The organism is Porphyrobacter sp. HT-58-2, from assembly GCF_002952215.1.
GTDB lineage: Bacteria > Pseudomonadota > Alphaproteobacteria > Sphingomonadales > Sphingomonadaceae > Erythrobacter.
The window spans coordinates 2,401,606-2,415,704 of record NZ_CP022600.1 but is presented as its reverse complement, the minus strand read 5'-3'; the positions used below and the strand labels follow the sequence as shown (position 1 = coordinate 2,415,704).

The 14,099-nt window shown below is 64.4% G+C and carries 11 protein-coding genes; 7 read left to right on the top strand and 4 right to left on the bottom strand.

Features of this window, described 5'->3' with window-relative positions; translation table 11 throughout:
* The first annotated feature begins 21 nt into the window (after positions 1-21).
* Both CHX26_RS11375 and CHX26_RS11370 read left to right on the top strand, forming a co-directional pair.
* Entirely contained in the window at positions 22-1,677 is a 1,656-nt protein-coding gene (locus tag CHX26_RS11375; protein ID WP_172449808.1) for a ribonuclease J, read from the top strand.
* On the top strand, positions 1,677-1,961 hold the full coding sequence (locus CHX26_RS11370) for a DUF1467 family protein (RefSeq protein WP_104942460.1): 285 nt from the start codon (positions 1,677-1,679) through the stop codon (positions 1,959-1,961). The genes CHX26_RS11375 and CHX26_RS11370 overlap by 1 nt, the downstream gene beginning before the upstream one ends.
* On the opposite strand, the gene CHX26_RS11365 is transcribed toward CHX26_RS11370, so the two are convergent.
* Positions 1,958-4,510 (bottom strand): ATPase, encoded by a 2,553-nt coding sequence (locus tag CHX26_RS11365; RefSeq protein ID WP_104942459.1) that lies wholly within the window; start codon positions 4,508-4,510, stop codon positions 1,958-1,960. The two genes, CHX26_RS11370 and CHX26_RS11365, sit on opposite strands and share 4 nt — an antisense overlap.
* Before the next feature lie 70 nt (positions 4,511-4,580).
* On the opposite strand from CHX26_RS11365, the gene CHX26_RS11360 reads away from it, so the two are divergent.
* From CHX26_RS11360 to CHX26_RS11345, 4 genes are all read left to right on the top strand, one after another.
* Positions 4,581-4,904: an Hpt domain-containing protein gene (locus CHX26_RS11360; protein ID WP_104942458.1), complete on the top strand. Its 324-nt coding sequence runs from the start codon at positions 4,581-4,583 to the stop codon at positions 4,902-4,904.
* Positions 4,905-5,019: 115 nt separating this feature from the next.
* Complete coding sequence (locus CHX26_RS11355) at positions 5,020-6,216, top strand: hypothetical protein (RefSeq protein ID WP_104942457.1); 1,197 nt, start codon at positions 5,020-5,022, stop codon at positions 6,214-6,216.
* 57 nt (positions 6,217-6,273) lie between these two features.
* On the top strand, positions 6,274-7,197 hold the full coding sequence (locus CHX26_RS11350) for a hypothetical protein (protein ID WP_146107722.1): 924 nt from the start codon (positions 6,274-6,276) through the stop codon (positions 7,195-7,197).
* A complete protein-coding gene (locus tag CHX26_RS11345; protein WP_335682299.1) occupies positions 7,197-8,606 on the top strand; it encodes a sensor histidine kinase in 1,410 nt (469 codons plus the stop codon). Before CHX26_RS11350 ends, CHX26_RS11345 begins: the two co-directional genes overlap by 1 nt.
* On the opposite strand, the gene CHX26_RS11340 is transcribed toward CHX26_RS11345, so the two are convergent.
* The 3 genes from CHX26_RS11340 to gltX are packed head-to-tail and all read right to left on the bottom strand — an operon-like array spanning position 8,607 to position 11,576.
* Positions 8,607-8,798 carry a hypothetical protein gene (locus CHX26_RS11340; RefSeq protein WP_104942455.1) on the bottom strand — a complete coding sequence of 64 codons (192 nt, stop codon included), beginning with the start codon at positions 8,796-8,798 and terminating at the stop codon, positions 8,607-8,609.
* A 15-nt stretch (positions 8,799-8,813) separates the two neighbouring features.
* Complete coding sequence (locus CHX26_RS11335; RefSeq protein ID WP_104942454.1) at positions 8,814-10,100, bottom strand: citrate synthase; 1,287 nt, start codon at positions 10,098-10,100, stop codon at positions 8,814-8,816.
* A 39-nt stretch (positions 10,101-10,139) separates the two neighbouring features.
* Positions 10,140-11,576 (bottom strand): glutamate--tRNA ligase, encoded by a 1,437-nt coding sequence (gene gltX / locus CHX26_RS11330; RefSeq protein ID WP_104942453.1) that lies wholly within the window; start codon positions 11,574-11,576, stop codon positions 10,140-10,142.
* A gap of 77 nt (positions 11,577-11,653) precedes the next feature.
* Between gltX and CHX26_RS11325 the strand changes: the two genes are divergently transcribed.
* Positions 11,654-13,897 carry a ComEC/Rec2 family competence protein gene (locus tag CHX26_RS11325; protein WP_233997130.1) on the top strand — a complete coding sequence of 748 codons (2,244 nt, stop codon included), beginning with the start codon at positions 11,654-11,656 and terminating at the stop codon, positions 13,895-13,897.
* The last annotated feature ends 202 nt before the right edge of the window (positions 13,898-14,099 follow it).

The window sequence follows — 14,099 nt, the reverse complement described above, 5'->3', positions numbered from 1 at the left end:
CTGCGCAACGTAAGAGACATTGTGAAGAACGATTTTACCCCCGAAGACGAACTGCTGTTCTTGGCCCTCGGCGGCTCCGGCGAGATTGGCATGAACGTCAATCTCTATGGCTGTCAGGGCAAGTGGATCATGGTCGATCTGGGCATGACCTTTTCGGGCACTGAATATCCGGGCGTCGAACTGGTCTTTGCTGATCTCGACTTCATTGAGGAACGGCGCGAGGATCTGCTCGGGATCGTGCTGACCCATGCGCACGAGGATCATATCGGTGCTGTGCCCTATTTTGCGGGCGATCTTGGCGTGCCGCTCTATGCCACGCCCTTCACCGCCGATCTGGTAGCCCGCAAGCTGGAAGAGGCCGGGCTGCTGGGCAAGGTCGAACTCAACATCATCGAGGAAGACCACGGCCAGATCGACCTCGGCCCGTTCAGCATCACCTACCTGCCGCTGGCGCACTCCATCGCCGAGGGTAACGCCCTGCTGATCGACACGCCGCACGGACGCATCTTCCACACCGGCGACTGGAAGCTCGATGAGGAACCGATCATTGGTGAGCCGACCACCGAGGAGGAACTTCGTGAAATTGGTTCCGGGGGCGTGCTGGCCTTGGTGTGTGATTCGACCAATGTCTTCAATCCCAACCCTTCCGGCTCCGAAGGCGCGGTGCATCGCGCGCTGATGGAGGAAGTTGCGCGCCACAAGGGCAAGCGCGTGGTCGTCACCACCTTCGCCAGCAATGTTGCGCGCCTGCAAACGCTGGGCGAAGTCGCACGCGAGACGGGGCGCCAGATTTGCGTTGCAGGCCGTTCATTGGACCGCATCATCGAGGTGGCGCAGGATAATGGCTACCTTCAGGATTTCCCGACGCCGGTCGATTTCGACACCGCAATGGGCCTGCCGCGCGGCGAGGTTCTGATCCTTGCCACCGGCGGGCAGGGCGAACCGCGTGCGGCGCTCGGCCGGATGGCGGATATGAACCACCCGATTGAGCTGACGGCGGGCGACGTGGTGCTGTTCTCCTCGCGCCAGATTCCGGGCAATGAAATCCCGATCGGCAAGATCCAGAACCAGCTCGCCGCGCGCGGGATCACCATGGTGACCGACCGGCAGGCGCTGATCCATGTCTCGGGCCACCCCGGTCGCCCGGAGCTGGAGGCGCTCTACGACTGGCTCAAGCCGCAGGTGCTGGTGCCGGTGCATGGCGAAATCCGCCACATGGCCGAACAGGCGCGGGTCGGGAAGGCTTGTGGCATCCCGCATCAGGTGGTGCAGAAGAACGGCGATATCGTGCGTCTCGCTCCCGGCAAGCCGGGCAAGCTGGCCGAAGTGCGCGCGGGCCGTCTGGTGCTTGATGGCGACATCATCGCGCCTGCCGATGGTGACGCGATCACCATGCGCCGCCGGATTGCGGGCGAGGGCGTGCTGGTGGTGGTGCTCGCCCGCGGCGCAAGGCCGGTGATCGAGGCGGTGGGCCTGCCGCTTGATGAAGACCTGCCCGATTTCCTCGCCGAGGCATCCGAGGACGTGCTGAAGGCCATCGGCAAGCTCAAGGGCCGCGATGCGAAGGACGAGGCGGCCATCCGCGAAGCTGCCCGCCTTGCCGCCCGCCGTGCCGCGCAGCGCTGGTCGGGCAAGCGGCCGCAGGTTCGGGTGGTGATGCCCGGGGCGGCAGCCTGATGCAGATCACCTCGATTGCGGCGATCTATTTCCTGTTCTGGGTAATGAGCGCCTTCGTGATGCTCCCCTTCGGCCTGCGCACCGCACAGGAGACGGGCGAGGCGATTGTGCCCGGACAGGCCGAAAGCGCTCCGGTGAACTTCCGTCCTGGCCGGATCGTGATTCGGGCGACCGTTATCGCCGCTGTGCTGACGGCGCTGTTCGTCGCCAATTACCAGTATGGCTGGATCACCGTTGCGGATATCGACGTCCTGCCCAAGCCGCCGGAACCGACAGGGGCCTAGGCGCGAAAGCGCTGGATTGCCTGAGCAAGCGCGACATAGAGCTTGCCCATATCCGACCCGAGCATCGTCACGCTCAGCACATGGCCGTCGCGCGTCGACAGAGTTTGCCGCAGCAGTGCCTCGAAATCATGAATGTAACGGCTGACATTGATCTTGAAGGTCTCGTCCCCGGTGTACAACGTGGCGATATCTTTTGCTGTCCCGTTATCGATCAGGCGCACAGCGCGGCGCGTGAAAATCCCGCGATCCCCTTTCAGATAGGCGTCCCAGGCCGTGTCGGCGACTTCGTTCGACAAAGCACCCGAAATGTCGATCGCCGCCGAATTGAGTGCATCGGTGATCAGTGCCATGCGCCGGGCAAAGTCATTATTGACCTGTTCCTCGGCTAGCTCGCGGGCGCGGGCGACACGCTGTTCGAGATTGCCGGTCAGTTCGTTGACCTTGACCAGTTGATCACGCAGCTGGATGGCGGCTTCACGTCCCACGCCAGAGGCATGGGCTGCTGATTGTTCCAGCTTGCCGATCGTCTCGGCCGCTTCGTTGCGCAGCGCCCTTTCAAGCACGCCCACCGCCTCACCGCCGATGCTTTCGGCCAGTGCCGCTGCCTTGTCACGCACACCAGCGTCCAGCGTTGCAAAGGCTTGAGCAATCGCAGCTTCAAGCTGGGCAAGTGCTGCGCGCAACTGGTCCTGCGTTTCCCCGGCAAGAGCCCCGCTTTCCTCGGCCAGTCGGGCAAAGCCGCCGCGCAAGCCCTGCAGCCGGGCAAGCGCGTCCTCCGACTGTTCCGCCAACCGTGATTTGAAGCCTGCGATCGCCACTTCAGCTGCATCGATTTCAGAGCGGGTGCGCAGCAGATAGTCGGACAGGTCACCGCCCGCCTGCGCGCTGCGCAGCATCAGGGCTTCGACCTTTCCAGCGCGCGCTTCTACGCCTTCAAGCCTTTCGCTGGCAGCGTCAATGGCCGCTGCCAGATCTTCACGCGATGTCCGTGTGCCGGACTGGATGATTTCGAGCAGCCGGACGCCCGCTTCAGTCAATTGTGTGAGCTGAACCTCGGTTTCGGCAAGGGCGGCGCGGCGCTCGTCAAGCTGTTGTCCGAGCGCGTTGAGACCTGCACCCAGGCTGGAGCGTGCCGTCTCCCCCGTTGTCGCGGCATTTGCCATCAACTGGCTGAGTTCTGTTACTCTTGAGGAAAGAGCTTCGCCTTCGTTCACCAGCCGCGCCAGATCGGCCATCTGCACCTCACGCCGCTGCGCGAGCGCATCGTCCAGCGCTGCCAGGCGTTGTGCTAGAACTTCGCTTGCCTGCGCCTCGTGCGTCTCGAATGCGGCCTGCCGCTGCTCGATCAACTCGGCAAAGCGACGGGAGCGTTCGGACAGTTCGGTATCGAACCTCTCGATCTCGGCACGCAGCGCGGCAAGTCGATCCTGCGATGCGGTGCCATTGTTCTGGTCGATCTGATCGATAAGCTGGAGCTTCTCAGTCAGTGTTTCATTGAGCGCGGCAATTGCGGCAGCGAAACTCGATTGCGCGTTTTCGCTGGCGGACTGGAGCCGTGCGGCAATGGCATCGCCTTCGCTCGCAAGCGTCTGGGTGCGCTCGCTTTGGGCAGCCAGCGCCTCTTGCTCGAGTGCGGCAAAGCGGGTGCGAAAGGCTTCGGTCTCTGCTTGCACTGCGAAAAGGCGATTGGCTGCGATTTCCTCGATCCGGGCCAGCTGATCCTCTAAGCTGCCAAGCGTTTCGCTGACCTGCGCGCTGACCTTTTCAACCTGCGTCTCGCTGGTGCTGCCAGCTTGTGCCAACCGGTCAAAACCGGTGCGCATCTGATCCAGCTGTTCCTGCGCGTTGCGGCCAGCACTGCCAATCTGGTTGGCAACATCGCGCGCGGCATTGGCGATGACCGGCAGATGATCGCGCAGGAGGTTCATGTTCCCGAGCGCGGTTTCGCTTGCAGTGCTGATCGCCTCGACCTGTGCGCCGTTGCTGGCGATAAGGCTCTGCAGTTCTCCGGCATTGGCAGAAATCCGTTCGGCGGCGATCCGGCCAAGAGCTTCGAGATCGCGGGCCTCTGCGGCAAGAAATTCGCGGGCCAGACTGAGTTCACGGTTGACCACCTTGAGCCTGGCTTCGAGCGCCGCGCTTTCGCGGTTCATCTGCGCAGCAGCGGTAGCGAAGCGGTTCGCTTCAGCCCGCGAGGAGCGCATGGCCAGCAGCCACACGATCCCGATCAGCGCGACCGGAACGGCCCATTCGACCACCCAGCCGGCCCATACAGCCGGGGCAGGGCGAGCGAGAATCTCCGCTTGATGCGCCCAGCCGAAAAAGCCGGTCCAACTTGCCACTGCAAGCAGTGCCAGTGCCGGGGTCAGCCAGCCGAACCGTGCCGCATCCCCGCCTGGCGAGAGTTCGTCATTGGTCCAGTCATCGGACTGCTCCAGCGCATCCTGTGCGGATGCGTCCTGATCCTCGATTTCGGCCACAGCGGTTTCCGCGGTGCCGTCATCATTGCCCTTGCGCCCCAAGGCGCGCATCTGGTGCCGTCCTGCCATGGGACATCCATACCACAGCCGGAATCGGGATAAACCCCGCTTTAACCTAATCCGTCCTATCCCGGATCACATGGCGTTCAACCACGGTGCCCTTGATGCGACCCTTGCAGCAGCAGCCGGCGACGATGCCGCCTTGCTGCGCGAGCTGCGCAGTGCCTTCATCGACAGCGCGGCCAAGCAGCTGGATCTGCTCAAGCGCGCCCGATGCGACGGAAATTGGCACGTGGCCGCGATGCGACTGAAGGGGCTTGCCGCCAGCTTCCACGCCGAAGACCTCCTTCAAGCTGCGGAAATCGCGCTTCATGCTGCCCCGGGTGAGCCGATGGCGATCCGCGAGGTCGAGGCGGTGCTCAATCGTTTCCATCGCACCCGCGCCCGCGAGGGGCAGCGATGAAACGCTCCTCTGGGTGTTTGCGGGGGTAAAACCTGCTCGCTCACGCTTGAACCGCTGAGCTGAACGCGCCAATCGTCGTAGTCGGCGCATTTCCGCGTCGGAAAGCGAACCAGCCATGCGCGTTGGCCTGATTGCCGCTTTGCGTGATGCCGAATCCGGCGAGCGCCGTGCCTCACTCATGCTTGCTGGCCGTAGTGTGCTGGCTTGGCAGGTCGCGCTGCTGCAATCGCTAGGCGTCGAGCGGGTATTGTGTCTGTGTGACAGACGTGACCGCGAGGTGCTGCAGCTTCAGCACATGGTAGAGGCAGGCGGGGCTGCCTTCCATGCCTTGCAGGGTTTTGCCGCGATCCCGGCGCTGGTGCGGTCAGAAGATGATCTGATCATTCTGCACGACGGGCTGGTGCCTGATCCGACCGTCGTGCGCGCCCTGGTTGGTGCCGGGTCTGAGCTGCAACGGATGGTTGCGGGGATACCTTCCGATCACCCTCTGGCGACCACTTATCCAGAAGATTTCGAGCGAATCGACGCCGCGCGCCATTGGGCAGGCTTGCTTGTGATGCGCGGGAAGCCGGTGCAGCAGCTCGCCGATTTTCCCGCCGATGCCGACGCGATCTCGGTGTTGCTCCGGCTTGCGCTCCAGGCCGGGACACCGTGCCGCGAGCTTACGGCAGATAATCTCGCGCCGGAAAGCTGGCTGCTGGCAGAAAGCGCCGCTGCGGTCGTTCGACACGAACAGGCGCTGATTGCAGCCGCAGCTGGCCCGGCTGACTGGCGTGTGCCATCGGCAGCGCTCGCCGGAAGGCTGGTGCGCGCGCTCGCGCCGCGCGGGTTGGTGCAGGGCGGGCTGATTGCCGGAAGCGTAGCGCTGGCATTGCTCGCTGCTGCGGTGCTGATCGCCGTCTTCGGTGCTGCGTTTGCAGCATTGGGTGTGGCGGCGCTCGGGAGCTTTGCGGCGAGAGTCTCGCTGTCCTATGCCTCGCTCTCTGCAGCGCTGCGAAGGGTGGAGGCACGGCCACGCGCTGGTGATGTTCTGAAGGCCGGCGCGGATTTATTGGTTGCGGCAAATCTCTGGTTCGCGCTTGCGCCCTGGCCCGAATGGCAGCCACTGGCGGTGCTTGGCCCGTTAACCATCGGCATGGCCCGCCTTACCGAGCGCTCCACCGCCAGCCCGGTTCTCGCCATCGCTTCCGACCGCGTTTGTCTGCTGTGCGCCCTTGCCCTTGCAACAGCCGCCAACCTCTTGCCTGAAGCAATAGCCTGTCTCGCCTTGGGGCTACTGGCCGGTTTGCTGCTGCGCGGGAGGGTGGATTGATCTAACACGCTTTTAACTATGCGGGTGCTATGCCTTGCAACGATGGGCGAAAAGACGATGGACCTTGCCCCCGGCGCTGATGTCGAGGCGATCCTGAGGGACGAAATCGTGCGGGAAGCCCGCGCGATGGCGGCGGTCGTCCCGGTTCTGCGCCACCTGCTGTCAAGCGAAGCCAAGGCGCTTGTCAGTGATGCGGTGCTCGCCCGCGTCGGGGGCATGATACAGGATCTCGCGGCTCAACTGATTGCGGTTTGCGACGGGCATGATCCGGGCATCCGCGCGCACACACGGCCCGATTCAGACGCGATCGACCAATTGGCGGAACGGCTCATGGCAGATGAGGATCTGCTCGGCTTTTGCCATGCGCTGGCTGCCGAAGGCCTGATCGCCGACCGCCTGTTTCAGAGGCACGCCATTGATCCCGTGCTCAGCCCGTTGCTTCAGGAACTCATTGCATCCGAAGACAGCGCGACTGCGGCTCTCGCAATGCAGTCACTGGCGGCGCAATCGCGCTTCATGCAGCGCCAGCGCCGGATGGAGCTGCCATTGGGCGAGCTGCCGGCCGAACTGTTCCACCGTCTGCTTTCGGTTGCTTGCCGCGATATGCCCGATGCCGCAGCGTTCTCGCGGATGCAGGCAAGCTATGATGAGGGCGCGAGCCGCCTTGGTCTCCTGGCTCGGCTTGCGGGTGGTATGCGACGCGGCGTCGTGGCGGCGCTGGCGCTCGATCATGCCGGACTGGCGCTGTTCGCGAGCGCGCTGGCCCTGTCGACCCGCAGCTCGCGAGAGGGGGCAGTGCTGGCCTGCCATGAAGGGCAAAGCGCAAGGCTTGCCCTGTTGCTCCGGGCTACCGACGTGAGCCCGGCGGCGATTGAACGGCAGATCCTGATCGTAGAGCCGAGTGGGCGATTGCCTCGCGGGCTTGCCGAACTGACTGCCGAACAGGCTGCGACGCTGCTGGCTGGCAGCGGGTTCGTGTGATGAACACGATGGATCGCACCGAATCCCTGCTGGGCGCCTATGGCCTCACCGATGCGTGCGACCGGTTGCTGTCGGCTGACGATGCGCTGGCGAACTTGCAGGAGCGGTGCGGCGGGGCTCTTCCTGGAACGCTGGCCATCCCCGAACTGCTTGCGTTGGTGCGGCAGGCGCGTGTCATGAGGCTTAGGATTGCGCGCCCTTTCAGCGCCTTTGATGGCGATGCCGAAGTTTCGGGCTTTGCGCGTATCCATCCGCTGAGCGATACCGAGGGGGGCGGCTGCGAGGTGCTGGTCGAAAACTGGCAGCGAAGCCCGCTGCTTGATGCCGGGACCCGCGCCTTTGCCGAGCGTCTTGATGCGATTGATCGTGCGACCGCAGAGGTCAGCGCGCGGCTTGATGCCCGTCAGCGGCTTCAGGTGCTCAGCGCGACGGCCCCCGATGCCGTCATGCTTCAGTCAGCCGCGATGCAACAGCCCGGCCAGCTATGGAGCGAATTGGTTGAGGTCACCGGAATCGCGCATCATCAGCCGCTTCACTGGCGCCTGCTGGATGGTGGTGCCTGCCGCTTTGCCGGATCACAGCGTAACTGGCGTATTCGTCTGATCCCGTTCGGCCCGGATGCGCAAGCGCCGACCGGCTTTGAACTGCTGCTGATCCCGGAGGAACCGCTGATGGCGCTGGCCGGGCTGCCGCCCCACGCCAGTGAGGTGCTCGAAGCCTCGCCCACCCGCCTTGTTGGCACAGCGCTTGCCCCGGTGCTGCGGCAGCCCGTAGCGCGGATCATCGCCAATGCCGAAACCATCCGCGCGCGCCTCGCCGGGCCGCTGCGTGATGAATACAGCGACTACGCCGGAACCATCGCGAGCGCAGGGCAACACCTTGCCGCGATGCTTGATGATCTGGCTGATCTCGAAGTGGTCGAGACCCCCGGCTTTGCCACGGCAAAGGAGCCGGTCGATCTTGCCGATGCGGCAGCGCGGGCGGCCGGCATCCTCGGAGTGCGCGCGCAGAACCGCGAGACAGTGCTGGTGGTCGAGGGCGAGCACGGGGCGGCCATCGCCAGCGCTGAATTCCGCCGCGTGCTTCAGATACTCATCAATCTGATCGGCAACGCGATTGCCTATGCTCCGGCCGCCAGCACAGTAACGATTACAGCCTTTACAGCGGGCGATGGCCGTGTTTCTGTAACCGTCGCAGACGAGGGTCAAGGTGTCACCCCCGAGCAGGCCGAGCGCATCTTCGACAAGGGCGAGCGTCTGGGCCGCGACAGTGACGGCGGGCGCGATGGCGGATCCGGCCTTGGCCTCTATATTTCGCGCCGCTTGGCCCGTGCGATGGCGGGGGATCTGACGGTCGCGGCTGCGCCCGGTGGCGGGGCGCTGTTCCGGCTCGATCTGCCAGCGCTCTGATCAGCGCCTGATCCGTCCCGCGCCCCAAAACAGCAGCGCGCCGACCAGAGCGGTCAGCGCGCCGAAAATGACCCATTGCTGCTGGGCGAGCATGAAGCTGTTGGCAGGCCAATTCAGCACGCCTGCGCCCTGCAACATCCAGATGATGCCCATGACGACGAGGAAAACCCCAGCCGTTCTGAGCATCATCATGGCGTGCTTGACCCCTTAGCGCGCGCTCAGCGGCACGTAATCGCGCTGCGTGGGGCCGGTGTAGAGTTGGCGCGGACGCCCGATCTTCTGGCCGGGATCGCTGATCATCTCGTTCCACTGCGCCACCCAGCCCACGGTGCGGGCGAGGGCAAAGAGCGCGGTGAACATCGTCGTCGGGAAGCCGATCGCCGAGAGGATGATGCCCGAATAGAAGTCGACGTTCGGGAACAGCTTCTTCTCGATGAAATAGGGATCGTTAAGCGCGATCTCTTCGAGACGCAGCGCGGTCTCGAACAGCGGATCATTGACCTTCAGCGCATCGAACACCTCGCGCACGGTCTTCTGCATCACCGTCGCGCGCGGATCGTAGTTCTTGTAGACCCGGTGGCCGAAGCCCATCAGGCGGAACGGATCGTTCTTGTCCTTGGCGCGCTCGATGTAGTGAGGGATGCGGTCAGGCGTGCCGATTTCCTTGAGCATATTGAGCGCTGCTTCGTTCGCGCCGCCATGCGCCGGACCCCACAGACAGGCGATGCCGGCCGCGATGCAGGCGAACGGGTTGGCGCCCGAAGATCCGGCCAGACGCACGGTCGAGGTCGAGGCATTCTGTTCGTGGTCGGCGTGGAGGATGAAGATCCGGTCCATCGCGCGCTCCACCGCCGGGATCACTTCATATTCCTCAGCCGGAACGCCAAAGGTCATACGCAGGAAGTTGCCGGTATAGGACAGTGAGTTGTCAGGATACATGAAGGGCTGGCCGACCGAATACTTGTAGGCCATCGCCGCGATTGTCGGCATCTTGGCGATCAGGCGGTGCGAGCTGATCTTGCGATGTTCGGGATCGGAAATGTCGGTGCTGTCATGGTAAAAGGCCGACAGCGCGCCGACCACGCCGCACATAATCGCCATCGGGTGCGCATCACGGCGGAAACCGCGATAGAAGGTCATCAGCTGCTCGTGCAGCATGGTATGGCGGGTGATGGTGTAGGTGAACTCATCAAGCTCCTGCTGGCTCGGCAGTTCGCCGTTGAGCAGCAGGTACGAGACCTCCATAAAGCTCGAGTCCTCGGCCAGCTGACCGATCGGATAGCCGCGGTGCAGCAGCACGCCTTCATCGCCATCGATATAGGTCAGCGCGCTTTCGCAGGACGCGGTCGATGTGAAGCCGGGATCGAAGGTGAATGCGCCGGTCTGCGCATACAGCTTGCGGATGTCGATGACATCGGGGCCGGTGCTGCCTTCCAGCACGCTGTATTCGAACGATTTGCCCCCGATTTCGAGTTTCGCCGTCTTGTCTGCCAAGATCTGTCTCCTGTCCAAAATCCCTGCCCTGCTGCGGGCTTACGCCGCCTGGGCGTCAAGCCGTGCAAGGGCTTCGTCCCGGCCCAGAAGAACCAGAACATCGAAAATCCCGGGTGATGTCGTCGTCCCGGTCAGCGCCGCGCGCATCGGCTGCGCCAGCTTGCCGAGACCCAATCCCAGTTCCTCCGCAAGCGCCTTCGTAGTGGCTTCGAGCGCCTCGCTTGTCCAGTCGTTTTGCGCTGCAAAAGCGTTGCAAATGGCGCGCAGGCTGGTGCGTGCGTCGCCCTCGAGCAGCTGGGCAGCCTTATCGGTCAATTCGAGAGGGCGCCGGGCAAACAGGAAGCCTGCCCCCTCGACCAATTCGTTGAGGTTCTTGGCGCGCACCTTGAGTACCGGCATGGCGCGCGTGAGCAGTTCGACATCGGCCGCCTCGCCGATCCGCGCGGCCACCAGTGCCGCCAGACGCGCATCATCGGCTTCGCGCAGATAATGCCCGTTGAGATTCTCGAGTTTCTTCAGGTCGAAGCGCGAAGGGCTCTTGCCGACGCCGTCGAGATCGAAAAGTTCGACGGCCTCGGCACGGGTGATTTCTTCGCGATCACCGTGGCCCCAACCCAGACGCAGCAGATAGTTGAACAGCGCCTCGGGCAGGATGCCGAATTCGTCGCGATAGGCCTCCACGCCGAGCGCGCCGTGGCGCTTCGACAGCTTCGCGCCGTCGCTGCCGTGGATCAGCGGGATGTGGGCGTAGACCGGATCGGGCCAGTTACCTTCGATGGCGTTCATCGCGCGGATGATCGGCAGTTGGCGGAAGGCGTTGTTCAAGTGATCGTCGCCGCGGATCACGTGGGTCACGCCCATGTCGTGATCGTCCACCACCACCGCGAGCATATAGGTGGGCGTGCCGTCGGCGCGCAGGATGATGTAGTCGTCGATTTCCTCGTTCTTTACCGTCACCGCGCCCTGGACACGGTCGTGGATCGTGGTTTCGCCCTCGTTGGGGGTCTTGAGGCGGATGGTGAAGGGCGCGCCTTCCGGGGCTTCGGCCGGATCGCGGTCGCGCCAGCGGCCGTCGTAACGCAGCGGCTTTTTCTGGGCGCGCTGCTCCTCGCGCATCGCCTCAAGCTCCTCAGGAGTGGCGAAGCACTTATAGGCGTGGCCCGCGTTCAGCAGTTGCCACGCGACTTCAGCGTGGCGCTCGGCCCGGTCGGACTGGAAGATCGGCGGCGCATCATAATCAAGCCCAAGCCAATCGAGCCCCTCGATGATCGCATCGATCGCCTCCTGCGTGCTCCGCTTGCGGTCGGTGTCCTCGATCCGCAGCAGCGTACGGCCGCCGTGGTGGCGGGCATAAAGCCAGTTGAACAGAGCGGTGCGCGCGCCGCCGATATGCAGGAAGCCGGTGGGCGAGGGCGCAAAGCGGGTCACGACTTCGGAGGTCGGGGCGGTGTCGAGGCTGCTGCTTTCGCTTGCCATGAGCTGAGAATTCCTGTTCACTTTGAGCGGCTTGGGCGCTGGCTTTTCCGGGGCTGGGCCGGTCGGGGGGCAAGCCGATGCGCGATGTGCCGATCATTCCGATGGGAGAGGATCCGGGCGGTGATGGTGCCGCTGGAAACCCGACGTCGCGCCCTTGGCAAACCGGGCCGCGCTTGTCCAGCACTGGCAGTGGGGCGGGGCGCTGGTTCGATGGGGCAGAACGGTTTCTCGCCAAAGCCGGGTTCGACCGCGCGCCCTGGCTGGCAGTGGTGTTTGCCGGCGGGATCATGACATGGTTCGCCTTGCCACAACTATGGCACTGGTGCGCCGCGATGGCGAGCGGGGTTGCTCTTGCGATTGGCGCCCTGGCCGTCTGGCCGCCGGGCAGTGCTGCTGATGAGACCCGCGCGAGCCTGAGGCAGGCGGTGGTCGTGTGCAGCCTGGTCTTCGTGCTCGGCATCGCTGTGGTCTGGGCGCGTTCGGAAATCGTTGGCGCTCCCCCGATCGAACGACCGATGGTCAGCCTGCTGCAAGGCCATCTCCTCGAACGCGAGGATCAACCCGCCGAACAGCGGATGCGCCTCACCCTGGCAGTGCGCGATGCGCAAAGCGGGGTGCCGCGCAAGGTTCGGATCAATGTTCCGCTGGCTGCTTTCGATGAAGCAGGGGTGCCGCACGGGCTTGCCGAGGGTGCGACGGTGCGATTGCGCGCACGGCTGATGCCCCCGGCGAGCCCGATGTTGCCGGGCAGTTACGATTTTGCGCGTGCTGCATGGTTCAAGGGCCTCTCGGCTACCGGGACGATGGTCGGCCCGCTGGAGGTTGTGAAACCCGCGTCTGATGCTGACGGTCTGGCCCGGCTTCAGCGCACGCTGGCGGAGCATGTGCGCTCGCAGGTTGCAGGCTCGCCCGGAACCATTGCGGCAGCCTTTGCCAGCGGTGATCGGGGGAGTATTGCCGAGGCTGACGAAGTCGCGATGCGGGATGCGGGCCTGACGCACCTGCTGTCGATCAGCGGGCTGCATGTCAGCGCCCTTATCGCGGCAGCCTATTTCGTGACACTCCGCCTGCTGGCGCTGTGGCCGGGACTGGCCTTGCGGGTGCGCCTGCCGGTGGTGGCGGCCGCGGTGGGGGCGCTGGCTGGCGTTGGCTATACCTTGCTCACCGGCGCGGAGGTGCCAACGGTGCGCAGCTGCGTTGCCGCCCTGCTGGTGCTTGGCGCACTGGCGCTGGGGCGCGATCCCCTGTCCTTGCGGATGGTCGCAGTGGCAGCTGGCTTTGTGCTGCTGCTGTGGCCCGAAAGCGCGATCGGGCCGAGTTTCCAGATGAGCTTTGCCGCTGTGCTTGCGATCATTGCAGTATCGACCAGCAGGCCCGCGCGCGCTTTTCTAGCCGCGCGGGATGAGCCTTGGTGGGCCCGCGCCGGGCGGCGGGTGGTGATGCTGTTCGCCACCGGGGTGGTGATCGAGATTGCGCTCATGCCGATCGTGCTGTTCCACTTCCACCGCGCCGGGGTCTATGGCGCCTTTGCCAATGTGATCGCCATACCGCTGGTGACCTTCGTCTCCATGCCTCTGATCGCACTGGGCCTGCTGCTCGATCTGGTCGGTCTTGGCGCTCCTGCCTGGTGGCTGGTCGAGCGCTCGCTCACGCTGCTGCTGGGAATTGCGCACTTCACAGCCGGTCAGGCGGGCGCGGTCACGCTGATGCCGCAGATCAGCTGGCTGGCCGTCGGACTGTTTGTTGCCGGCGGCCTATGGCTCGCCCTGTGGAATGGGCGGGTGCGACTTGCCGGGCTGATCCCAGTGGGGATTGCGAGCGTCATGGTGACAATGACTCCGATTCCGGATGTGCTCATCGCCGGCGATGGCAGGCAGGTAGGCATTACGGGCCGGGCCCCCGATGGAGCGCCGCGCCTGCTTGCCTTGCGCGACAGCCGTTCGCGCTACACCCGCGATAATCTGATGGAGCTGGCCAGCGTCACTGCCGACCCCGTGCCGCTCGACCAATGGGAGGGCGCGCGCTGTTCCTCGGCATTCTGCACCCTCGTGATCGGACGCGGAGAGCGTGACTGGGTACTCTTGCTCGGTCGGGGCCGCGATCAGGTCGAGGAACGGGCGCTGGCCGCGGCCTGCGCTGAGGCCGACATTGTCGTATCCGAGCGATTCCTGCCCCGATCCTGCCGCCCGCGGTGGCTCAAGGCTGACCGCCGCTTCCTCAGCCAATCAGGAGGGCTCGCCATTGTTCTGGAAGACGAGCGCATCACCAGCGTCGGCGATACGCAAGGCGATCATGGCTGGTGGCGCGGGGTGAAGGAATAAAGGCCCGCATTTTGCCAAAGCCAGCCTGGCCGGGCTCTGGCGCGGGTCTGGCGGGGGGCAAGAGCAGGCTAAAGGGGGGCTGGGAGGGGGCTAGACCCCCGCTAAAACGGCCTGCGGATCCCGCAAGTTAAATCCAACCAAATGAATTAAAACGAAAAATTCGCCGGAGTGCGACGCTTTACGTCCGAAAGCCGATTTGCCC